Here is a 22,476-nt window from a genome sequence, read left to right as displayed (position 1 = left end):
TTGATCGCTTTATTACTGCTGTTACTTCTTTTCTTCAGGTTGTGGTAGCGATAAATTTTGGCATTTTATGGTGTTTCGCCCCGATTTTTTTGCTTCGTATAGCATAGCATCTGCTTTTTCGATCAACCATTGAGTTGAAATTTTTTGGCTATCACCCGTAATAGTAACCACACCAATACTCACAGTTAGCTGTTGATGTGGGCTTTTTTTGTGCTCAATATTGAGATTTTCAATACGTTTAATAACCTGTTCAAATTGGGTTTGAACCTCTGTTTGGCCGTGAATTATAAGCGCAAATTCTTCGCCGCCATAACGAGCTGCCAGTTCGTAGGGCCGTCTTGCTGTTTTGGCTATTTGTTTTGCAACTTTGATCAAGGCTTCATCACCGGCCACATGTCCATAAAAATCGTTATATTTTTTGAATAAATCGACATCGATAATAGCTAACGTGATAGTGGTTTTTTCACGTTGGGCTCGGCGGCAAGATAGTAAAATAGCTTCATCAAAAGCGCGTCGATTGCCTATTCCTGTTAAGCCATCTATTCTTGCTTCTCTGGCGAGGAGTAGCTCCGCATTTCGTCTTTTGGTGATATCAACCATAGTTACCACAATGCCCTTGTCGAGCTGTTGATTATCGATAGCTTTAAATTGAACAGAGCACCAAAAACGATTGCCATTTTTATGCTCAAATTCACAGTCAATCATGTAGCTACCAAGCTCATTTATTTTATTTTTGACCCAATTGATATCGGTTAACAAATTGCGGTCGTCTAAAGAAATTATCTTTTTTGAATCTGTCATCACTTCAGCAATACTGTACCCGGTAATTTCTTCAAAGCGCTTGTTGCAACTGGTCACTGTGCCATTTTTAATGAGTAAAATGCCAATGTAGGCATTATTAAAAATGGCTTTTTGCTCTTGTAACGCGAGATCTAAATTTAAGGTCCGTTGTGTTATTTCGTCTTCTAAGCTTTCAAGCGTGAATTGCAGATTAGAACAAGTATCAACAAAAATATTAGCAATTAAACCTATTTCGTCTTTGCGTTCTGTTGGCAGTTTAACTTCGGGATAATGCGATAATTGGTAATCTCCATTTTTAATGTGGGTCGCAAGCTCAGAAAATGACTGAAATGGACGCGTGATTTTATCTCTAATTAGCCAAAATAAAGTAGCTATTAAAGCTAAAAATGTAACGATGCAAAGCCATATAATTAATTCAGCTGCCTGTCTCGCCATTAGTTGTAAATTTGACTTTGGATACACTTGCACCAGCCACCAATGATTAAGCGGTAATTGGGTGGTATAAATTAAATTGTTTTGCGTTTCGTTTTCAAAAAATGCGGTTTTTTTATCGGGTGAAACCGCTTGTATGTCAAAATAGAGTTTTTTAATGGAATGGCTATTTGATAATTTATTTACATTGAGCAAACGGGCAGTGTTATTTTTCGTATTGATTGCATCATAACTGGGGTGGCCTAAAATATTACCTTCTTCGGTTAAGATAAATTGATATTGCTCAGGGATATTTTGTAGGTCTGTTTGGTTGGGTAAAATTTGGTCTAGAGGTATATCTTGCGCCAAAACTACATTTTGTTGATTTAAGGTCACGGGCGTTAACAAGCTCATTATCCATTGCTGGCTGTTTTGATCAAAATAAGGTGCGGTCCAAGTTGGTTTGTTTGAATCCTCTAACTGAGCATCAAACCGAGATAAAATAGCCAATTTATTATTAATGAGTTGTGCCAATATCATGTTATCTGTTGCTGTTAAGCTTGGCCAGTAATGTAGGCTAAAGCCGTTTTCACTATATAAATATAAATCGGTTGAGTATTTTGACCAAGCAAACCCTGCCTCTAGCATAAATTCAGCTGTTTGCTTGAGTAAACTGTTTACGTTTTGCTGAGGTTGCGTTCGATTTGAATAAATAATTAACTGTGAATCTAATTTGGTTATTCCGGGCTTTAAAGATAAATTCGATAGTCGGCTTGAGCTTGAATTGTTTGGTTGATTCGCCGTTTGATTGTGTTGAAGAAAATGCTGACGAAACATTATTTGATTTGCTTCAATTGTATGTTGATTTCGTTCAAAATAATGAGCTGTCTGATTAGCTGTGTGTTGCATGTGCTGTTTATTTTGGGAGGCAAGCGAAGCATTAATTAGCCAATAAGTTAAATAGGCAATTAAACTTATTGCTAGGATCACAGGTAAAACAAATCTTAAAATAATACTGACCGCGACAGATTTAGTTTGGATAGGCAATTGACTAGATTTCACTAATAAAGAGCCGAGTAGTTGGCTGGAAATTTTTTGTCGTGCGTCAGTTGTTTTATCCATAACAGCTCCTTGCAATATGGGATAACCAACATCATTAATGATGGTGATGAAATATATAACGGTATATCTAAATTAGATCAATACGTGTCAATTAAAAAATGGCATTAAACAGTAAACTGAGATATATGAAGCATACCACGTTTAAAATTTTAGACCATTATATTATTAGCTAATATCATATAAGAACTGTGTTCAGTTATGCACATGGCTTTTACTAAGAAAGTGAAAAAGAAAAAAGAAGTAGATTTTCATTTTATGAGAGAATTCTCATAAAATGAAAATTAATATGAAAAGGTTAGCAGGTTTTAACTTAACTCATCTGCTTTGTTCTTTTTAGCATAGCTAAGTTGCGCCAAGCTTTGTTGAATATCAGTCAGCTGTTTTTGCAATTGTTCAACTTGCTGTTGCGTTGCCGGTTCTGGTTTTGGCGGCTCAGTTTGAGCTTTCATATTGCTATGCTCTTGGCTCATAACTTCTAAAATAGTACCCACCATCATATTTAAAAAGATGAATGCAGTTAAAAAAATGAAGGTCAAGTAATATATCCAGCTGAGCTTATAAACCTTCATGGTTTCATACATGATATCAGTCCAGTCTTCAAAAGTAGCAACTCTAAATAAAGTGAGCATAGAGATTGAAACATCTTGCCACAGCTCAGGGTTGATATTGGCAAACAGCATACTGCCTACCGCCGCATATATATAAAAAATAACGAACATGAGAAGCGCAATATAGCCCATTTGTGGGATTGCTTTAATTAGAGCATTAACGAGCAACCTCAGTTCAGGAATCATTGAAACTAAACGTAATACTCTAAAAATACGCAATAACCTAGCGATAAATATGGTTGAACCTGCAGCAGGGTATAAGCTGCCTAAAACAATTATGGTATCAAAGATATTCCATCCCTGTTTGAAGAAGTGTTTAAAATTATTAGTGGCGATATAACGAATAATTAATTCAACTAAAAAGAAAAAAGTAATCCCTTTATCCAACCACTCCAAAATAAATTCAATAGCTGGGTTTAGTGAATAGGTATGAGCGCCGACAGTGAGTGCGGATATAACGATGACAGCAATAACAAATGATTGAAAAACTCGACTCTGATCAACTTGTTTAAATGTGTGTTGTAGTTGTTGTAGCAACATGCTTGTGCAAAACCTCAGTGCAATGGAAATCCCGCAAATTATAACTGAATCTACACGGGTAGTTGAATTGATTTTTATGCATTAGTGGCAAACAAGCAAAAACACGAACTATTCTTTTATTTTCGTCATCAAACCTTCATTAATAGATTTTATATTAATTTGCATTTGTAAATTTATCTATGGCTTCTAAGCTTATTAAGTATCGAATAATGTAAGTTAACCTCAACTCGGTTTAAGTAAATATGTTTTAGGCGGGCTTTTATAACGGGGGACTGCGTTAAATTTACTTGCAATAGGCTAGCTATTGACGCTTAAATTTGCCTTGTCCACGCAAAAAATGCTCGGAAAGCATGCAGAGCTATAAGGTTAAGTAATTCACATAGTTAGAATAAACCTTAACCCGATTTGAGGTTAAGTTAAACGAACAAAAGGATGAAGCATCGCGTGAATAACGCTAACCCTCAATCAAACGTAATATTGTTAATTGAACAGTTCACCCAATGCCGCACTCAAACTGTACACCTAACGAAAACCTTATCAGATGAAGATATGTTGTTGCAGTCAATGGAGGATGCGAGCCCAACCAAATGGCATTTAGCTCACACGAGTTGGTTTTTTGAGCAATTTATCTTGATGGAATACGTTGATAATTATAAGCCGTTTGATCCACATTTTAACTATTTATTTAATTCATACTATAACCAGCTGGGTGAGAGGCATACTCGAGCGCAAAGAGGGCTATTAAGCCGGCCATCGCTGAGTCAGGTTTTTAAATACAGAGAGTATGTAAATGAAGCTATTACAAAACTGCTTGTTAAACCTAATATTGCATATCGAGTCGTTGAATTAGTTGAGCTGGGTGTTCATCATGAAATGCAACACCAAGAGCTTATTTTAACGGATATACTTCATGCTTTATCATGCAATCCTTTGTATCCCAGTATGCGTACAGTGACACCGGTAATTAACAGTGATGACACTCAAACGGCTGAAACAAATAAAAAACCTTTATTAGCTAATAATGGTGCTGAGACAAGGTTTAGCCAATTTGAAGGCGGCTTATATCAAATTGGTGCACAAGAAAATGTTTTCAGCTTTGACTGCGAGAGACCTAAACACCTTGTCTATTTAGAGAATTTTGAGTTGGCGAATACACCGGTTACTAACCGCCAGTGGCTTGAGTTTATGCAGGACGGAGGATACCAAACCCCAACCTTGTGGTTATCAGACGGTTGGACACAAGTTCAGCAGCAAAACTGGCAAGCGCCTTTATATTGGGTAAAAAAAGCAGGCCGATGGTTTTCATTTGGGTTAGATGGCCTACAAGCTTTATCGTTGGATGCACCCGTTTGTCATATTAGCTATTTTGAAGCCGATGCATTTGCTAACTGGGCGAATGCAAGGTTGCCCACTGAGTTTGAGTGGGAAGTTGCTGCTAAACAGTTAAATATTGAGGGTAACTTTCAGCGCCAAAATCATTGGCGACCACAAATGAGCGATAAACATAAACCTAATTTACAACAAATGTATGGTGATGTATGGGAATGGACGAGTAGCCCTTATATTGCTTACCCAAAATTTGAAGTCGCATCCGGTGCAGTTGGTGAATATAACGGTAAATTTATGTGTGGTCAGTTTGTATTGAGAGGCGGTAGTTGCGTCACGCCGATTGAGCAAATTCGTCATAGTTATCGTAACTTTTTCTATCCAGCTCAGCGTTGGCAATTTTCCGGTCTCAGACTTGCCAGAAATATTTAATAAGGATAACGAATATGACAATGTCAAAATATATTAACCATAGATTTGAAGCCGAAATGTTAGCTGATGAACATTTAAAGACACAAGCTCAGTTTGAGCATAACCCGCCTCAATTTAATCAAGCGATTATTGACGATGTGCTACAATCATTAACTTTGCCTCAAAAAGAGCTTTGCGCTAAATATTTTTATGATGCCAAAGGATCCGCTTTATTTGAGCAGATTTGTGATCTAGACGAGTATTATCCTTTTAAAAGTGAAATGGCGATGTTGCCTAGTGTCGCTCAAGCGCTTAGTCAAAAATTTAGCCAAGATATAGATGTTATTGAGTTTGGTGCTGGGGCTTCGGTAAAAATTAAATCCTTATTTAATCATATACCTCAGATAAAACGTTATTTGCCGATTGATATTTCGGGTGAGCATTTACGGTCTGCTGCAAAAAAGCTAAAAGCAGCGTATCCAAGTGTTGAAATTTTACCCATTGAAGCGGATTTTACTCAAAAAGTGAAATTGCCCACATTAACTAATCATATAAAACTTGGGTTTTTTCCAGGTTCAACCATTGGTAACTTTGATAAAAATTTAGCCCTTGATTTTTTAAATCAAGTAAGACGCTCTGTGGGGAAGGGAGGCTACTTATTAATTGGAGTGGATACTAAAAAATCTGCTAGTGTATTACACCAAGCCTATAACGATAAGCAGGGGGTTACTAAAGCTTTTAATTTAAATATTTTAAACCATTTAAATCAGCAAGCAGGCGCCAATTTTGAGTTAGCGCAATTTGAACATTATGCGTTTTATAACCCAGTTAAAAGCCGAATTGAAATGCATTTAGTGAGTAAAAAGAATCAAGTGGTTTGCATTGGTGGACATAACATTCATATAGCCGAAGGCGAAAGCATTCATACCGAAAACTCCTACAAATATAATCGCCAAGATTTTATGCACTTATCAGCTAAAGCTGGCTGGAAAATTAATCAACAATGGGTTGCGCCCAATAATCAGTTTAGTTTGTATTTGTTATCAACAAGTTAGGGCGTATTTGTCATTTGTAATGATTTTAATAGATTATTGTCATGGAGACTATCTGGCAAGGATAATAAAGATTTACGCGCTTTAGATATATAAATTTTGTAACAGCGTTATTCAATCGCTATTTTTTGAATTGAAGCTTGAATGGCGTCCTCATCGTGATTTTCGCTTTATTTCTATGAAAATAAAAGCTTGGTCTAAGCGGGAAATGCAAGTGGCATGTAAGATAATGTTACTCTAATATACTCAAGAAATTTGGGTATATTAGAGTGTATAGCGAATATGAGTTAACTTAAATTAACGATTTGCACAGGAATGTGCTCAGATGCTTCAGGTTGGTTATCATCCCCATAGAGAGATTCATCGATAGGCGTTGGTACTAGTGGCTCGCTATCAAATGCAATATCCCCTTCACCGTTAAATTCATTCATTTGGTTAGATACTAAACCGGTAAAATTATATAAGCTGGGATCAGCTAAGTGAGATAAAGTAACATTTTGTACCGCATTAAACATAGTTTCTAAGCGGCCTGGGTATTGTTTATCCCAAGACTGCAGCATCTCTTTAATAACCTGACGTTGTAAGTTATCTTGTGAGCCACATAAGTTACACGGAATAATTGGAAATTCTTTAATATTTGAATAGGTTTCAATATCTTTTTCACGGCAATAAGCCAACGGACGGATAACGATATGTTGTTTATTATCGCTGATTAATTTAGGTGGCATACCTTTCAATTTACCGCCGTAAAACATATTTAAAAACAAGGTTTCTAAAATGTCATCTCGGTGGTGGCCCAGTGCTATTTTAGTCACTTCTAGCTCTTCTGCGGTACGGTATAAAATACCACGCCGCAAACGTGAACAAAGAGCACAAGTTGTTTTACCTTCGGGGACTTTTTCTTTAACGATACTGTAAGTATCTTCGTTTACAATTTTAAAGTTAACGCCTAGCTCTGTTAAATATTCAGGTAAAACATGCTCAGGAAAACCTGGTTGTTTTTGATCTAAATTCACCGCAATAATATCAAAATTGATAGGTGCTCTTTTTTGTAAACATAATAAAATGTCCAGCATAGTGTAGCTATCTTTACCTCCAGATAAACACACCATAACTTTATCGCCGTCTTCAATCATGTTGAAATCCTCGATAGCCTTACCAACACCTCGACGGATTCGTTTTTGAAGTTTATTAAAATTATACTGTTGTTTTGCGGTTAAAGTTTGCATACAAGCCCCGATATTAACTGAGGCGCGGATTATATACGTATAGACAAATGAGCACAATATTATCGGCGTCATCTAACTTAGGAATTGCCATTTCAACGTTAATTTAAATGGCAATGTTGGTTAACTCAACTTAATTTGAGCGAAGTATTACTGCTTTTTATCATCTAATTTTACGGGAGACACAAAGCCATCTGGCTTAATGGCTAAAACATCACAATTAGCTGCATCTAATAAATGCTCGGCGGTATTTCCTAATAGCGCAGCACTCAAACCCGTGCGCCCAACCGTTCCTATTACAATTAGCTCAGCGTCTTTTTCTTTCGCAACTGAGTTAATTAAATCTTCTGGTAGGCCTTCTTCTATTAAACAATTCTCTTGCGGAACTTGATATTGTTTTGCGTAATCAAGCGTAGCGTTTATGTGGTGTTGACGAATTGCTTGACGATATTGATTGGGATCAAATTCAGGTATTTCGACAGTTAAATTTATCGGCGTACCTGGATAACAATTTAGTAAGTAGCGCTGCGCGTTGAGTATTTTTGCGAACTTGCCGGCCATTTTTATAATATTTTGATTGAGAATTTTATGATCAATTTCATCGTTGGCTGCGTTTATGGCTGCAATGATATTTCCATGTTCTGGCCATGCGTGATCTTTAACTAAAAGTACAGGTACAGGCGCTTTGCGGATTAAATGCCAATCGGTGGGTGTAAAAATGACCGAATGCAATAAGTGATGTTTATGAGTGGCTTTTATGATGAGATCGTATTGTTCTTGTAAAGTGTGTTTTATAATAACTTCAAAAGGACGATTATGCCATTCAACTAAAGGACGAATTTGCTGAACCTGATCTGCATAGGGCGCCAATATTTCATCTAACCAAATTGTACGCTCTTCAATCATACAGCGGCGCATTAACTCTCTTTCGTCACCCGAGAGCATAGTCGTCATCTCGTAAGAAAAATCGTAAACCACTAACAGAACAGTAATGCTAGCATCCGTTTTTTTAGCCAGTTCTACAGCTCGCTTTAAAGATTTTTGTGTTTCGTCTGTTGCATCGATAATCGCGAGAATTTTGTTGAATTCAGACATGATTTACCTCTTTCTGACTTGCTTTAATCTTATTAAGTTTAGGCTAAAAAATGGATTTCTGCTTAGCTAACTTGTGATTACAAGTTTTAAAACTTGTAATCACAAGTTAAATTTTGCGTTAACCCAAAAGAGCGTTTAATGCTTACCTAATAAACATCCAAACACCGGCTGTAATCATGAATAAATTTTCAGTTAGTGATATAAACCCTAGTGGCACTTTGTTGTTACCACCAGCGCAAGCACATTTAAGTTTACGTTTGTCTATATATACGGCTTTAAATACAGAGATTGCACCTACAATACCGATAAATAATGAAACGGGAGCAACCGTATAAGCGGGTAAATTAGCTATCATGCCTATACCTGCGTAGGCTTCTAAAAATGGGTAAATATAAGCGTAGCGCACCGCTTTCATCGCAAGTAAATCGTAAGTAATGAATGAATTAGAAAACTGCTCTAAATCCTGTAATTTTTGAATGGCTAAAATTGTCATGGATAGCGCAACAAATAATTCAAGTAACGAAATTGAAAAGCTCGATAAGCCGTCAAACCCAGTAAAACTCAACGTGAAAACAAAGCTTAATAATAAGCTAACTGCAAAAATTGCAATCACAGGTGCATAACTCATACCTTGCTGTCCGGCTGGTTCTTTTCCTAAATAATCTCTAAGCTGGTCATAACCTCCAATTCGTTCATCTTTGATAAAAACTTGAGGTGTGGTTTCAACTTGATATTGTTGCTTAAAATTATCGGTTTCTTCTCGGGTGGTTAATTTTTGATCTTCAATTGAATAGCCAGATCGCTTTAACAAATCTTTTGATTTTAAACCAAATGGGCAAATATGGTTTGATGTTTCCATTCGATAGAGCGTAGCCTTTTTAGTCATCGCTGCCTCCAATATTAATAATGAAACGTGTCTTGCATTAGCCAAACGGATTTTTACACAAAAGGTGTAATTTTTATGCTAAATGTGTATTTTTTTCACACAAATATCCGCATAGTCTTAATAAACCTGAGTTTGGTATTATCTCTTTATTGCGTTCAAAATTTGTGCCACCTAAAGGTTTAAAGGAGCCTGTTTTTTTTAAGTGTGGAGTTAAAAATTGGTTGGTAGTATGCATTCTATAGAATGTTTGTAAAAAGGGATGGCTAAAGACTTAATAGATATTAAGCCTTAGCTAGCATTTCAAGAACAGGTTTGTTGATAATTTTAATCCATTTAGATTCGACTTCTACAATTGCTTGTTTTTGAAACCGGCTAAATAAGCGACTAATCGTTTCGACGGTTAATCCCAAATAATTACCAATTTCTGCACGAGTCATACTTAATCTGAACTCTGTCTCAGAAAAGCCGCGGTTTTTAAAGCGTTGCGATAAGCTATAAATAAATGCGGCGAGCTTTTGTTCGGCCGTTTTCTTGTTGAGCAAATACATTAACTCGCGATCTACTTTTATATCATTGCTCATTAATCGCATGATCTGACGCTTTAATTTAGGTAAATCAGAGCTGAGTTGATCAACAATATCGTAAGGTATTTCACACACCATTGCGGTTTCTAATGCGGTTGCATAACTTGGATGTTGATACTGGCTGATGGCGTCAAAACCAATAATGTCACCAGGTAAATGAAAACCCACAACTTGCTCTTCACCTTGTTCTGATAATGTATAAGATTTAAATGAACCCGCACGCACCGCATAAAGTGCGTTAAATGAAAAACCAGCTTCAAATAGTTTATCGCCCTTGTGAAGTGGTCGTTTTCGTTGAATGATGTTATCTAAACTTTTGATCTCTGATTCACTTAATGAAAAAGGTAAACAAAGTTGGTTAATACTACAGTTCTGACAAGAGACTGTACTTTTAAAACTCATAAATTGACCTGTCTTTTATTATAGGTTCAGTGATTTATAAAATTTGTAGCCATGCAATATAAATAGTGTGGCAACCAAATAATATTAATGCAATAGCGGCAATATTTTTACTGTATTGATTTTTTATCAGTTGGCTTATTTGCTGGCTTAAACTCGCGCTTAATAAAAGAGTGGGTAAAGTGCCCAACCCAAACGCAAACATCACTAAAGCAGATTGAATCGGGTTTGCTTGAGCGGCTGCATAAGTCAAGGTGCTATAAACTAATCCACAAGGCAGCCAACCCCATAACATGCCACTGATAAAACGCGAAAAGTAAGATTTTTTGGTTAGGCTTTTTTGTGCTAAAGGTGCGATAAGTTGCCAAAAACCAGAAAATATTTTTTCTAATTGGGTTAGACCCATAAACCAGCGTGCTATATATAACCCCAACAAAATAAGCATAATGCCTGATAAGAGCCGTAAGCCTATTAAAATAAATTCAAACTGCTTAGTTAGCCAAAGCCCAAGTAGGCCTAATAAAAAGCCAGCAATGGTATAGCTGATAATACGACCTAAATTATATGTTAGTGTGGCGATAAATGATTGATTTAAACCCATTGCGGCAGATAGCCCACCGCACATCACAAGACAATGGCTGGCACCCATAATGCCAATCATAAATGCACTTAAAAAATCAATCATACGGAGGCGTTGTTTTGATTATCTTGATTAGTATCATTTTTAGGATCGCCTTTAGGTTTGTTTTGTTTAGGCATAGCTTCAGTTGAATTGTCTTCATCATCAAATAATATTTCATAACCTTGGCGATCTAAATCATCAAACTGATTTTTTCTAACGGCCCAAAAAAATATAGCAATCGCAACCAACACAATAATGATTGCAAGTGGAATTAATACGTAAATAACATTCATATTTTTAATAATCTCATTGAGTTAATTACGACTATGAGTGAACTCGTCGACATACCAATTACGGCCATCCAAGGCGTTAATATACCAGTTGCAGCTAATGGCAGCACTAATAAGTTATATCCGATAGCCCAACTAAAATTTTGTTTAATCACTCTATTTAAACGCTTAGATTGTTTTATAAGTAAGTTGATTTTGTCAAGGTTAGAGCCTAATAGAATAACATCTGCTTTTAATTTACTTAATTCTGCGGCTTCATTCATGGCAACACTGAGATCAGCTTCGGCTAATACCAATGCATCATTAATACCATCACCCACCATCGCGGTATGGCCATATTTTTGTCTAAGATCAATTAAAGCGTGTGTTTTTTGCTGGGGCGTTAAACCCGATTTAAAATCTAAATTAAGCTGGCCGGCTACTTTTGCCAGCTCTGGGCTGCTATCTCCACTTAAAATACATTTGTAGGGTGCTAATAAATTTAAGCTGGATTTTGCATTATCTCTGATTGTATCGGTTAGCCAGATAGCCCCAGCAAAATCATCGTTAATCAATATGTAAATTTGCGCACCGTGATAATCGTCAGTAGCAGGTTGCTTGAGTAACTTGTTACTGCCAATACTAATAGTATACCGATCAATGGTTGCGCTTAAACCCAATCCGGGGAGTATTTTAAAATGAGTAATGTTGGCTTCGGTTTTAGGTTGCTCAAATGCTTGAGCGATTGGGTGATTTGCTCTGGCTTCTAAATGAGCTATCCAATCTAATATAGGCAATGATTGATACTTATCGGTTATTTTTGTTTGTTCAATTTCAAACTGTCCCGTTGTTAAGGTGCCTGTTTTATCAAACGCGATTGCTTTTAAACTATGAGCTTGCTCGATTGCTCGGGTATTTTGGATTAATATCCCGTTTATTTTTAAGGCGCTGGAACAGGCAGATAAAGCAGTTGGTAAAGCTAAAGACAAAGCGCAAGGGCAGGTTGCAACCAAAACGGCAACAGCGTACCAAAGTCCATTATCAGACAGCCAAAATTGCCAACTTATAAAGGTTAGCCCAGCTAGCACTAAAATTCCTAGTGTCGCTTGTTTAGCTGCTTTATCTGCGGCATTGATAAAGGCTGAACGGTTTTCACTAATGTGCTCTTGTTGTAGCGCGATTTGAGATAAAGTGGTGGCTTTGCCTGCTGCGCTAACTTGTATTTCGATACTGTGATCAACTACCACGCTACCAGCATATAATATTTGAGATTGGCGCTTTTCAACTGGAAAGCTTTCACCAGTTAGCATTGCTTCTTCAATCATTGCGCCTGGACTGAGTAAAATACCGTCTGCCGGAATGGTTTGTCCTTGTTTTACTAAGATAATATCGTCAGTTTTTAAAGCGCTAGCCGCGACTGCTTCATATTGATTTTTATCATTTTTTTTGTTTGCCGCTAAAGGCAATAATTTTAGCATATTTGCTGACAAGCTGGTGGCTTTTGATTTTACTTGGTGCTCAATATAGCGGCTGGTCAGTAGTAAAAAGACAAACATAGCCGCAGATTCAAAATAAACCTCTCCGGTATGAGTTATAGTGGCATAACAACTGGCAAAATAAGTGCCTAAAATAGCAAGTGCCACAGGCACATCCATATTTAAACTTTTATTTTTAACTGCAATCAGGCTTGAACGTAAAATAGGCTGGCTACTATACAAAATTACCGGCGTTGTTAGTAATAAACTTAGCCACCGAAAAAATTCATTATATTGTGGCTCTATTACTTCACCATACATCGCAAATGCAAACATCATTACTTGCATAGTGAAAAAACCAGCGACGATCAACTGTCGCATAAATTGTTTATTACGTTTTTGGTAATAAGATTCAATTTCAGACAGTTTAAAAGCACCGGCATGGTAGCCAATGTGTTCAATCGCTAGAAATACTTGGCTAAGTTTAACTTTGTTTGGGTCCCAACAAATTTTTGCGCGTGATTGAGTTAAATTAACGGTAACGGATTCAATCCCTACAAGTTGAATTAACCTTTTTTCTATTAACCACGCGCATGCCGCGCAGTGCATACCTTCAATACTAAGGTCGGCTTTGGCTTGGGTAGGGGTTATAAACTGGACAAATTCTGCTTGTACGCTGGTTTCGTCATAAGCTTTTAAATCATCAACTTGACTGTTAGTTTGTTCGTTCGCTTTATCTGCAGGGACTTCTCTAAATTTGTAATATTGGCTTAAACCTTCGTCTAAAATAGCATTGGCAATAGCTTGGCAGCCACTACAGCACACTGGCTGTGGCGTGCCTTTTACAATTATTTGTAACTGGCAGCCGGCAGGAACAGCTTCGGAGCAGTGATAACAGGTTTGATGCATTTAAGGTGTAATGATTATTTGCTTAGACGCGGGTAAAAAAATGTTTTTTTGAATTTTCCATTTTTTGTCATAAGGTTCAACCGTTAATTGCCATTTTCCGGTTAATTCATTAGGGAGCGCAGCCGCAAATCTGCCATCAGCTCTGGCGGTTGCTCGTAAACTTAAATCTTTGAAGGATTGAGTCGAGTGATATAACGAAATAATCAAGTTAGCCAACGCGGGTGCTTTTTCATTGTGATTAATATCGATCACAATATTGTCGTCAGAAAAGTTGACAAGAGCACTAATGCCATAAGATTGGGCTAGTTTTTCTCGCGCAAACTCCTGGTTAATGCTTTTACCTTTTTTGTAATAGTCGTCTACGACCATTTCTACTTTATAATCGTTGTAAATATTTAAACGGATAACGGCAACTATCATAGGAATGACAATAATGCTGATTAAAATCCAAGGCCATGGTTCTTTATACCAAGGGCGGGTCGGTTGCTGCTGCATTGCTTTACCTTATTATGTTTATCGCATGTGATAAATGATTAAAGCAAAATAGATTATTGCGCTATTAAAACAGTCTTTGCGATAAAACAGTTTTTATACATCTAGCTGAATTAAGCTTTACTTAAGTTCAGATTGCTTGAAGTAACACGGGTATATTATATCCTTAAAGCCTAAGCCTGAAAACACAAAGCCATTAAACAAGCAAAAAAAAGCCCTGCAGAGCAGGGCTTTAGTATTAATGACAAGATAGGTCGTTATTTATCTTGTGATAGACTGTATACATAAGCACTAATCAAATGTACTTTATCTTCGCCTAAAATATCTTTCCAAGCTGGCATTACCCCATTTCGGCCATGGGTAAGCGTTTCTTGAATTGCTCTTTCGGAACCGCCATATAACCAGATATCATCTGTCAAGTTAGGCGCACCAAAAGGTAAGTTATGCGCAACACTACCTTTACCATCAGCACCATGACAAGCAGCACATACTGCAAATTTAGGTTCAGCAGCGCTGGCCATGCCTGCATCAAACTCACGACCTGTTTCACTTAGGCTTAATATGAATTGAGTCATTTGCTTAATACCTTGCTCACCTAAAGCTGGAAGTTGAGCTGGCATTTGTGCGTTTCGGCCTTGCATCAGGGTTTCTTTAATTTTTTCTGGGGTACCACCATACAACCAATCGTTATCGGTTAAATTCGGAAAGCCTGTACCACCACGAGCATCAGAACCATGGCATTGAGAACAGTTTTGTAAAAATAACCGCTGGCCTATTTCCAGCGCTTCGTCATTATCAGCTAACGCTTTAATATCTTGTGATGCATATTGCTCAAAAATAGGTCCAAATTTTTCATTGGCAGCTTGTACTTCACGATCATATTGTACGTGTAAACCTTCAGCTAAACCTTGTTCGGTTTCGGCTTTAGATTGCGCCAAAGAGGTGATGCCTTGGTTTGAACTGGTCCAATTTAAAAAGCCAGTGTAGTTACCTAAACCAGGGTAGGCTAATAAATAATAAACAGACCAAATTGCTGTTACCCAGAACATTTTTGTCCACCAACCTGGTAGTGGGTTATTCAGCTCTTCAATGCCGTCAAATTCATGACCCATTGATTCACCTTCTTTCACGCCAGGGTAGTTTTTCATGTTCAGGTATAAACAAACAAATACAAAAACTAAAGTTAAAATGGATAAAATTGAAATCCATAAACTCCAAAAAGTACTCATGTTTTGTCCTCTAAATCTTGTTGATCCTGCTTGGTTTTGCTGCTTTTTTGTGCCTTCACATCCTCATCATCAAGGATAGACTGAGCAGCATTATCAAATTTCTTTTTACTGTGTTTGCTATATGCCCACCATACAATGCCAGCAAAAACTAGCATCATTATAATGGTGTATATTCCGCGATATGTACCATAATCCATAATCATTACTTCAACGATGTGCCAAGCGATTGTAAATAAGCAATTAGAGCTTCCATCTCTGTTTTACCTTTTACTGCAGCTTTTGAGTTAGCAATATCTTCATCTGTGTATGGAACATTATAGTAATCACGAAACACAGTCAGTTTTTCTTCGATTAATTCGCCGTCTAATTTATTTTCGGCTAACCAAGGAAAACCAGGCATGTTTGATTCAGGTACAACGTCTCTAGGGTTGATTAAATGAACTCGATGCCATTCATCTGAATATCGACCCCCAACACGAGCTAAATCAGGGCCAGTGCGTTTTGAGCCCCATAAAAATGGATGCTCCCATACCGACTCACCCGCAACCGAGTAATGGCCGTAACGTTCTGTTTCGGCTCTAAAAGGGCGGATCATTTGGCTATGGCAGCCTACACAGCCTTCACGAATGTAGATATCACGACCTTCCATTTGCAATGCCGTATAAGGCTTCATACCATCTACAGGTTGATTTGTTTCTTTTAAAAATAATAAAGGCGTGATTTCAACTAATGCACTGACACTAATTACAATGATAGTGAAAATTGAAAGCAAACCGATATTCTTTTCAAGCAATTCATGTTTATTTGCCATGTCAAATACTCCTACGCGTTTGCTTCTGTCAATTTATTAGTTGAAGGTAAACCTTCGTCAGCCGTTTTGTCTGAACGGATTGTTTTTATTACATTGTATAGCATGATGATCATACCGCTTACGATACATAAACCGCCAACCCAGCGAATAATGTGGAACGGATAGGTTTTAGCAACAACCTCAACAAAACTATAAGTTAAAGTACCATCAGCGTTAATTTGTCGCCACATCATGCCTTGCATAACCCCAGAAATCCAAAGTGCCACAATGTAAAGTACAACCCCAATTGTTGCTAACCAGAAATGGGTATTAATTAATTTAATGCTGTACATTCTTTCGCGGCCAAACACTTTTGGAATTAAGTGATATAAAGAACCGATTGAAATCATAGCAACCCAGCCTAAAGCGCCAGAGTGAACATGACCAACAGTCCAGTCAGTATAATGTGATAGTGCATTAACTGATTTGATTGCCATCATAGGGCCTTCAAACGTAGACATACCATAGAAAGAAAGCGAAACAATCATAAAACGCAAAATTGGATCGGTACGAAGTTTATGCCATGCGCCTGAAAGCGTCATAATACCATTGATCATCCCACCCCAAGATGGCACGAATAATACTACAGACATCACCATACCTAGCGACTGAGTCCAATCTGGTAGTGCGGTGTAATGAAGATGATGAGGGCCAGCCCAGATGTAAAGCGCACATAACGCCCAAAAGTGAACAACGGATAAACGATAAGAATAAACAGGACGCTCAGCTTGTTTTGGTACAAAATAATACATCATACCTAAAAAACCGGCTGTTAAGAAAAAGCCAACCGCATTGTGACCGTACCACCATTGCATCATAGCATCGACCGCGCCAGCATAAATAGAATATGACTTAGTTAAGCTGACCGGAATGACCATGCTATTACCAATATGTAATACCGCAATTGTGATAATGAAGGCGCCGTAGAACCAGTTAGCAACATAAATATGCGAAACCGTACGTTTTACAATTGTACCAAAAAAGACAATTGCATAGGCTATCCAAACAATTGCAATGAGTACATCGACAGGCCATTCTAATTCTGCATACTCTTTTGTGCTTGTTAAGCCCAGCGGTAACGTAATAAGGATACAAGCTATAACTGCCTGCCAACCCCAAAATGTAAAGCTTGCTAATTTATTACTAATTAAGCCGACTTTACAAGTACGCTGTACTACATAGTATGACGTTGCAAACAGGGCACTGCCACCAAATGCAAAAATAACTAAGTTAGTGTGAACCGGACGGATACGAGAGTATGTGATCCAAGGTGTATCAAAATTTAATTCTGGCCAGACTAATTGAGCAGCTATTAAAACGCCCGCAGACATTCCAACTAGCCCCCAAATAACAGCCATTACCGCAAATTTTTTGACTATGTCAAAATTATAATTCGGAATTGTAGAACTTGTTGCGCTCATTTTTATTTCATCCAAGGCGTAAACTAAAAGTTTACCGTTGTGGTTGTGTGGTTAAAGTATAGATAATAGCTAATTTTGTTTAGATTCTGAACAGGTTGCACAAAAACCAAGCAAAATAGCTTGTCCATCGCTAAAATCGGGCAAATTGTATGGTTTTTGGAGAAAAAAATACAGTGTACTTTAAAAAAAACATGATTTAAGTCAATATCATCATCATTTTAATCATTTAGTCATGCTTTCATTATAAAATAGGTGTTTTTTGAAAAAAATATTGATCATATTAATAACACTTTGTTCACTGATATACATTGTAAAATTAAGTAACTTGGCTAAACCATTACCTAATTGCGAACAATTATCACAAGCCAGTTGTGTTATCTCAAAAGGGTTAAGCGATCCAATTGAACTTAGTGTTACGCCTTATCCTATTCGGGTTGAACAGTTACATATTGTAAATTTGCAATCTAAGATGCCATTTAAAGTCGTAGATGCACAATTAATTGGCCTGAACATGAATATGGGCAGAATCCCTTTAATGATTCAATCAATGACGCCTCAACATACTAAAATAGAATTAATCCCCGCTAGTTGTGTTAACCCCAAAATGAGATGGCAACTGCAATTAATCATTGAACAAAACAACCAAAATATCCCACTGCAATATAACTTTGAGACACAATTATAAAAATGTTGTACATGTTACTAGAGATTTCATCTATTAAATAAGTTTTTTGGTTACTGTTAACAAAATAAATTGTTCTATAATGTTAAATAAATTAATATTAGGTTTTTTTTAAAACGAACTAACACAAAGCTTAAATTTCCGTTGTTTTCTTATCGTTCTGTTTTATATTAACTTTTTTATTTTAATCGATAGCTTTGTATGCTTTTGTTAACAGCTTTTTATAATTTAAGGTAAAACGTTTTACTTTTTACTTGTCGTTTGGTAAATTTCACGCTAAAGTGTGCTCATTTACGGATGTACTGACAGGTTTTTGTTCGTTTCAGCTTGTTTAGTATGTCTAAATAAATGTGAATAGACAGCGTTATTACAGGTGAAATATGACTACAGAATTTGATCCGACAGAACATCCGCATCGCCGATATAATCCAATGATAGGTGAGTGGGTTTTAGTTTCTCCACACCGAGCGAAGCGTCCTTGGCAAGGCCAGTCTGAGACACCAGACACAGAGCAGCGACCATCATATGACGAAAAGTGTTTTTTATGCCCGGGCAATACGCGTATTAACGGAGAAGTCAATCCTAAATATACGTCAACGTTTGTTTTTACTAACGACTTTGCCGCATTAAAAGACGACACGCCTGCTGCATCAAATGATGACCCATTATTCACAATGGCAACAGAGCAAGGCTGTAGTCGAGTGATTTGCTTTTCGCCGGATCATAGTAAAACTTTACCTGAATTATCGATTTCTGAAATTACGGATGTCGTTAATACGTGGCAAGCTGAAACAGCTGAGCTTTCAAAAACTTATAATTGGATTCAAGTATTTGAAAACAAAGGCGCCATGATGGGATGCTCTAATCCTCACCCGCATGGGCAAATTTGGGCTCAAAACCAGTTGCCTACGTTGGCGAATAAAAAATTAGTTAATTTTGCTAAGTACCAACAAGAACAAGGTTCAAATTTACTTGAAGATTACGTGAAACGTGAAGTTGAATCAGGTGAGCGTACGGTTTGCCTAAACGATGATTGGATCGTTGTTGTTCCTTATTGGGCCGCTTGGCCTTTTGAAACCTTATTGTTACCACGCTTTAGTGTAAGTCGTATCACAGAGTTAAATGATGAACAAAAAGCTTCTTTAGCTGACATTATTAAACAAGTGACTACTCGTTACGATAATTTATTTAATTGTTCGTTTCCTTATTCTATGGGATGGCATGGCGCACCTTTTGATGGACAAGATCATCAAGATTGGACATTACATGCGCATTTTTTCCCGCCGTTATTGCGTTCTGCAACTGTTCGTAAATTTATGGTGGGCTATGAAATGATGGCGGAATCACAACGTGATATTACGCCAGAACAAGCCGCGGAGCGTTTACGCGCTGTTCCTGCAACACATTACAAAGAGAATATATAATTATGTCTAGACAAGATTTAGTAACTAAGGCGTATCAAGCGTATTTTGGACAAGCGCCAGAATTAGTTTGCCATGGCCCAGGCCGTGTTAATTTAATTGGTGAGCACACAGATTATAACGGCGGCTTTGTGTTTCCTGCAGCGATTAACTTTGGTACTGATATTGCCGCTTCGCTGCGTGATGATCGTCAAGTGAATGTGCGCGCTTTAGATTTTGATAATCAATTGGTTAGTTTTTCATTGGATCAAATTGAATTCGATGAAGTGCACACTTGGAGTAATTACATCCGTGGTGTATTAATTGCTTTATTGCAAGATTATCCTGAAATCAAAGGGGTTGATTTTGTGGTTTCTGGTAATGTGCCTCAGGGTGCAGGTTTAAGCTCGTCAGCTTCTTTTGAGATTGCGGTATTAAAATGTTTTGCCAGTTTAAATAATTTACCATTAACGGGTGTTCAAGCAGCGTTAAAAGGCCAGCAAGCAGAAAACGAATTTGTTGGTTGTTCATGTGGCATTATGGACCAACTTATTTCAGCAATGGGTAAAAAAGATCAAGCTATGTTACTTGATTGTCGCTCACTTGAATTTAAGCATAGTTCGTTACCTGAAGGTTTTAATTTATTTATCGTCAACTCAAATGTTAAACGTGGTTTGGTTGATAGTGAATATAATTTACGTCGTGAACAGTGTGAAGAAGCAGCAAAAGCGATGGGCTTAGAAAGCTTACGCGATGCAAATTTGGCACAATTAGAATCAGATAAAGATAAAATGTCTGACGTTGCTTATTTAAGAGCGCGCCACGTCATTTCAGAAAACGACCGAACTTTGGCCATGTGTGATGCGTTAAATAATGGCGAAACAGCTAAAGTCAGTGAATTAATGCGTGCTTCGCATATGTCTATGAAAGATGACTTTGCGATCACAACGTCGCAAATCGACTTTTTAGTTGAAACGATTCATCAAGAGTTAGGTGACCAAGGCGGCGTTCGAATGACTGGTGGTGGTTTTGGTGGTTGTGTTGTTGCTTTAGTACCAGATAATTTAGTTGATAAAATTAAAGCCACAATCGAAGCTAAATATCAAGCTGAAACTGGTTTGAAAGAATCTATCTTCATTTGTACTGCAGAGCAGGGCGCGTTCGCTTAATTTTTATTCGCTATTACATTTTAAAAAAACCACAATCATTTGCATTGTGGTTTTTTTGTTTTAGCGCTGAGTATTAGGCCACATAGCATAGTGCCGTTTACGCTGCAACGGCTTTTATATTGAGGTAAATTAACGTGTTTTTAATACAGACTCACGTTTAATGATGGTGGGCGTGTATTTATAAGTTTTGTCTTTGTTGCTTTCACGTAAGTTTGGCTGTGATGCAAAGCTAAGCGCTAGTTCAGCGGCTTGAGATGCCATCATTTCAATTGGATATTTGAGTGTGGTGAGTTTTGGACGGCAATAACGTGATAATAATACATCATCGTAGCCTATAACTGAGATATCATCAGGGACATGATAACCTTGATCTAATAAAGTTGTCATAGCCCCTGCAGCCATTGCATCGTTGTATCCTAAAACTGCGGTAAAATCAGCGCCACGGGTAAGTAAATTTTGCATTGCAATCTCGCCCCCTTCTTGGTCTGGGCTGCTATATTCTATGTTTTCTTCGTTGAGTTCTACACCGGCTTTAATTAACGCTTGTCTGATACCGTCTAACCTTTGATAGGGATCGTCAATTTGATACTTACTAGATACGACAGCAAATTTTTTATGGCCTAATTTTAACATATGATTTGCCATTAATTGACCGCCCGCGATATTGTCTAACCACACACATTGATGTTTAATTTCTTCTATATAACGGTTAATTAAGATAAATCCCGGAATTTGTTTAGCTAATTCAATTAAAACGCTATCTTTTAATGCTTTACTGTGTACCACCATAGCTTCACATCTGTGTTCTAATAAAGTTTCAATGGCTTTTAATTCAGTTTTGGCTTCAATAGATCCTGTACTTAATAAAACTTGAACATTCTTTTTTCGTGCTATTGTTTCAATCCCATGTGCAAGAGTCGCAAAAAATGGGTCGGCTAATTCAGCGATAACAACCCCTAAAGACGCGCTTTTTTGATTAACTAATGCCCGGGCATTAGCATTTGGGCGATATCCCATTTCTTTCATAATGGTTTTGATCCGCGCTCGAGTTTTATCGCCCACTTTAGGACCATCGTTAATTACTCGTGAGACGGTAGCGAGTGATACGCCAGCTGCTTTTGCTATGTCTTTAATCGTTGCCATGTTTAATCGTTTTACCTAAGTTTTATTTTTCGCTTTAACTGGTCGCTTAGCATTTTATACTCAGTTTGTCGTTACGCTAAATCTATGTTGTTATTATGTTTTACTTAATGCTGAAAAATATAGCCAGTTTGGATTGATGGATTAACGCCATTAATTGGAGGCGTTATCTATATTTTGAAAGTATGACAAATGATCGTTTTGAGCTTAGTCAGTTAGCCACGTAATTAAAATTATCAAAATTTAATGAATTTTAGTGATTTTATCTTAAAAAAGGCAATTTATCATGATTATATTTTGCATTATGTTAACTATTTAAGTTAATTCATCAAAAATACTTTTCATATTAAGGTTAAA

At 37.2% G+C, this 22,476-nt stretch carries 20 protein-coding genes; 5 read left to right on the top strand and 15 right to left on the bottom strand.

The window, feature by feature from the left end; genetic code table 11:
* Window positions 1-21: 21 nt before the first annotated feature.
* Window positions 22-2,334, bottom strand: a complete 2,313-nt coding sequence (locus tag OLW01_RS07565) for a diguanylate cyclase (RefSeq protein WP_268073203.1) — start codon at window positions 2,332-2,334, stop codon at window positions 22-24.
* Window positions 2,335-2,639: 305 nt separating this feature from the next.
* Entirely contained in the window at window positions 2,640-3,482 is an 843-nt protein-coding gene (locus OLW01_RS07560) for an ion transporter (protein ID WP_268073201.1), read from the bottom strand.
* Between the two features lie 444 nt (window positions 3,483-3,926).
* On the opposite strand from OLW01_RS07560, the gene egtB reads away from it, so the two are divergent.
* Together egtB and egtD are read left to right on the top strand one after the other, a co-directional pair.
* Entirely contained in the window at window positions 3,927-5,240 is a 1,314-nt protein-coding gene (egtB, locus tag OLW01_RS07555) for an ergothioneine biosynthesis protein EgtB (RefSeq protein ID WP_268073199.1), read from the top strand.
* Window positions 5,241-5,254: 14 nt separating this feature from the next.
* The gene (gene egtD, locus OLW01_RS07550; protein ID WP_268073197.1) at window positions 5,255-6,274 is read left to right on the top strand and encodes an L-histidine N(alpha)-methyltransferase; all 1,020 of its coding nucleotides are present in this window, start codon (window positions 5,255-5,257) and stop codon (window positions 6,272-6,274) included.
* A 284-nt stretch (window positions 6,275-6,558) separates the two neighbouring features.
* On the opposite strand, the gene ttcA is transcribed toward egtD, so the two are convergent.
* The 12 genes from ttcA to ccoN all read right to left on the bottom strand — a co-directional run bounded on the left by ttcA (window position 6,559) and on the right by ccoN (window position 17,728).
* On the bottom strand, window positions 6,559-7,500 hold the full coding sequence (gene ttcA, locus OLW01_RS07545; RefSeq protein WP_268073195.1) for a tRNA 2-thiocytidine(32) synthetase TtcA: 942 nt from the start codon (window positions 7,498-7,500) through the stop codon (window positions 6,559-6,561).
* Between the two features lie 147 nt (window positions 7,501-7,647).
* Window positions 7,648-8,592, bottom strand: coding sequence for a universal stress protein UspE (uspE, locus tag OLW01_RS07540; RefSeq protein ID WP_268073194.1), 945 nt, complete (start codon window positions 8,590-8,592; stop codon window positions 7,648-7,650).
* 142 nt (window positions 8,593-8,734) lie between these two features.
* A complete protein-coding gene (locus tag OLW01_RS07535) occupies window positions 8,735-9,478 on the bottom strand; it encodes a MauE/DoxX family redox-associated membrane protein (protein WP_268073192.1) in 744 nt (247 codons plus the stop codon).
* Window positions 9,479-9,759: 281 nt separating this feature from the next.
* Complete coding sequence (fnr, locus tag OLW01_RS07530) at window positions 9,760-10,464, bottom strand: fumarate/nitrate reduction transcriptional regulator Fnr (RefSeq protein WP_268073190.1); 705 nt, start codon at window positions 10,462-10,464, stop codon at window positions 9,760-9,762.
* Between the two features lie 34 nt (window positions 10,465-10,498).
* Entirely contained in the window at window positions 10,499-11,146 is a 648-nt protein-coding gene (locus OLW01_RS07525) for a sulfite exporter TauE/SafE family protein (protein ID WP_268073188.1), read from the bottom strand.
* Window positions 11,143-11,376 carry a cbb3-type cytochrome oxidase assembly protein CcoS gene (gene ccoS / locus OLW01_RS07520; protein WP_268073186.1) on the bottom strand — a complete coding sequence of 78 codons (234 nt, stop codon included), beginning with the start codon at window positions 11,374-11,376 and terminating at the stop codon, window positions 11,143-11,145. The genes OLW01_RS07525 and ccoS overlap by 4 nt, the downstream gene beginning before the upstream one ends.
* Window positions 11,373-13,736: a heavy metal translocating P-type ATPase gene (locus tag OLW01_RS07515; protein ID WP_268073184.1), complete on the bottom strand. Its 2,364-nt coding sequence runs from the start codon at window positions 13,734-13,736 to the stop codon at window positions 11,373-11,375. Before OLW01_RS07515 ends, ccoS begins: the two co-directional genes overlap by 4 nt.
* Entirely contained in the window at window positions 13,737-14,231 is a 495-nt protein-coding gene (locus OLW01_RS07510; RefSeq protein ID WP_268073182.1) for a FixH family protein, read from the bottom strand.
* 254 nt (window positions 14,232-14,485) lie between these two features.
* Window positions 14,486-15,457 carry a cytochrome-c oxidase, cbb3-type subunit III gene (gene ccoP, locus OLW01_RS07505; RefSeq protein ID WP_268073180.1) on the bottom strand — a complete coding sequence of 324 codons (972 nt, stop codon included), beginning with the start codon at window positions 15,455-15,457 and terminating at the stop codon, window positions 14,486-14,488.
* The gene (locus OLW01_RS07500) at window positions 15,454-15,654 is read right to left on the bottom strand and encodes a cbb3-type cytochrome oxidase subunit 3 (protein ID WP_268073178.1); all 201 of its coding nucleotides are present in this window, start codon (window positions 15,652-15,654) and stop codon (window positions 15,454-15,456) included. Before OLW01_RS07500 ends, ccoP begins: the two co-directional genes overlap by 4 nt.
* Window positions 15,655-15,659: 5 nt before the next feature.
* Entirely contained in the window at window positions 15,660-16,268 is a 609-nt protein-coding gene (gene ccoO, locus OLW01_RS07495; protein ID WP_268073176.1) for a cytochrome-c oxidase, cbb3-type subunit II, read from the bottom strand.
* Between the two features lie 11 nt (window positions 16,269-16,279).
* Complete coding sequence (ccoN, locus tag OLW01_RS07490; RefSeq protein ID WP_268073174.1) at window positions 16,280-17,728, bottom strand: cytochrome-c oxidase, cbb3-type subunit I; 1,449 nt, start codon at window positions 17,726-17,728, stop codon at window positions 16,280-16,282.
* Between the two features lie 325 nt (window positions 17,729-18,053).
* Between ccoN and OLW01_RS07485 the strand changes: the two genes are divergently transcribed.
* From OLW01_RS07485 to galK, 3 genes are all read left to right on the top strand, one after another.
* The gene (locus OLW01_RS07485) at window positions 18,054-18,413 is read left to right on the top strand and encodes a hypothetical protein (protein WP_268073172.1); all 360 of its coding nucleotides are present in this window, start codon (window positions 18,054-18,056) and stop codon (window positions 18,411-18,413) included.
* Between the two features lie 377 nt (window positions 18,414-18,790).
* Window positions 18,791-19,834, top strand: a complete 1,044-nt coding sequence (locus OLW01_RS07480) for a UDP-glucose--hexose-1-phosphate uridylyltransferase (RefSeq protein ID WP_268073170.1) — start codon at window positions 18,791-18,793, stop codon at window positions 19,832-19,834.
* 2 nt (window positions 19,835-19,836) lie between these two features.
* Window positions 19,837-20,979 (top strand): galactokinase, encoded by a 1,143-nt coding sequence (gene galK / locus OLW01_RS07475; protein WP_268073168.1) that lies wholly within the window; start codon window positions 19,837-19,839, stop codon window positions 20,977-20,979.
* 129 nt (window positions 20,980-21,108) lie between these two features.
* Here galK and OLW01_RS07470 read toward each other — a convergent pair whose 3' ends face one another.
* Window positions 21,109-22,122 (bottom strand): LacI family DNA-binding transcriptional regulator, encoded by a 1,014-nt coding sequence (locus OLW01_RS07470; RefSeq protein ID WP_268073166.1) that lies wholly within the window; start codon window positions 22,120-22,122, stop codon window positions 21,109-21,111.
* Window positions 22,123-22,476: the final 354 nt, after the last annotated feature.

This window comes from Catenovulum adriaticum (assembly GCF_026725475.1).
Classification (GTDB): domain Bacteria; phylum Pseudomonadota; class Gammaproteobacteria; order Enterobacterales; family Alteromonadaceae; genus Catenovulum; species Catenovulum adriaticum.
Note: the sequence above shows the minus strand (reverse complement) of the source record. Positions and strands in the feature narration are given on the sequence as shown.

Coding starts and splice junctions, on each gene's coding strand:
- OLW01_RS07565 (WP_268073203.1), bottom strand. CDS start 2,334: ATGGATAAAACAACTGACGCACGACAAAAAATTTCCAGCCAACTACTC.
- OLW01_RS07560 (WP_268073201.1), bottom strand. CDS start 3,482: ATGTTGCTACAACAACTACAACACACATTTAAACAAGTTGATCAGAGT.
- egtD (WP_268073197.1), top strand. CDS start 5,255: ATGACAATGTCAAAATATATTAACCATAGATTTGAAGCCGAAATGTTA.
- ttcA (WP_268073195.1), bottom strand. CDS start 7,500: ATGCAAACTTTAACCGCAAAACAACAGTATAATTTTAATAAACTTCAA.
- uspE (WP_268073194.1), bottom strand. CDS start 8,592: ATGTCTGAATTCAACAAAATTCTCGCGATTATCGATGCAACAGACGAA.
- OLW01_RS07535 (WP_268073192.1), bottom strand. CDS start 9,478: ATGACTAAAAAGGCTACGCTCTATCGAATGGAAACATCAAACCATATT.
- fnr (WP_268073190.1), bottom strand. CDS start 10,464: ATGAGTTTTAAAAGTACAGTCTCTTGTCAGAACTGTAGTATTAACCAA.
- OLW01_RS07525 (WP_268073188.1), bottom strand. CDS start 11,146: ATGATTGATTTTTTAAGTGCATTTATGATTGGCATTATGGGTGCCAGC.
- ccoS (WP_268073186.1), bottom strand. CDS start 11,376: ATGAATGTTATTTACGTATTAATTCCACTTGCAATCATTATTGTGTTG.
- OLW01_RS07515 (WP_268073184.1), bottom strand. CDS start 13,736: ATGCATCAAACCTGTTATCACTGCTCCGAAGCTGTTCCTGCCGGCTGC.
- OLW01_RS07510 (WP_268073182.1), bottom strand. CDS start 14,231: ATGCAGCAGCAACCGACCCGCCCTTGGTATAAAGAACCATGGCCTTGG.
- ccoP (WP_268073180.1), bottom strand. CDS start 15,457: ATGAGTACTTTTTGGAGTTTATGGATTTCAATTTTATCCATTTTAACT.
- OLW01_RS07500 (WP_268073178.1), bottom strand. CDS start 15,654: ATGGATTATGGTACATATCGCGGAATATACACCATTATAATGATGCTA.
- ccoO (WP_268073176.1), bottom strand. CDS start 16,268: ATGGCAAATAAACATGAATTGCTTGAAAAGAATATCGGTTTGCTTTCA.
- ccoN (WP_268073174.1), bottom strand. CDS start 17,728: ATGAGCGCAACAAGTTCTACAATTCCGAATTATAATTTTGACATAGTC.
- OLW01_RS07480 (WP_268073170.1), top strand. CDS start 18,791: ATGACTACAGAATTTGATCCGACAGAACATCCGCATCGCCGATATAAT.
- galK (WP_268073168.1), top strand. CDS start 19,837: ATGTCTAGACAAGATTTAGTAACTAAGGCGTATCAAGCGTATTTTGGA.
- OLW01_RS07470 (WP_268073166.1), bottom strand. CDS start 22,122: ATGGCAACGATTAAAGACATAGCAAAAGCAGCTGGCGTATCACTCGCT.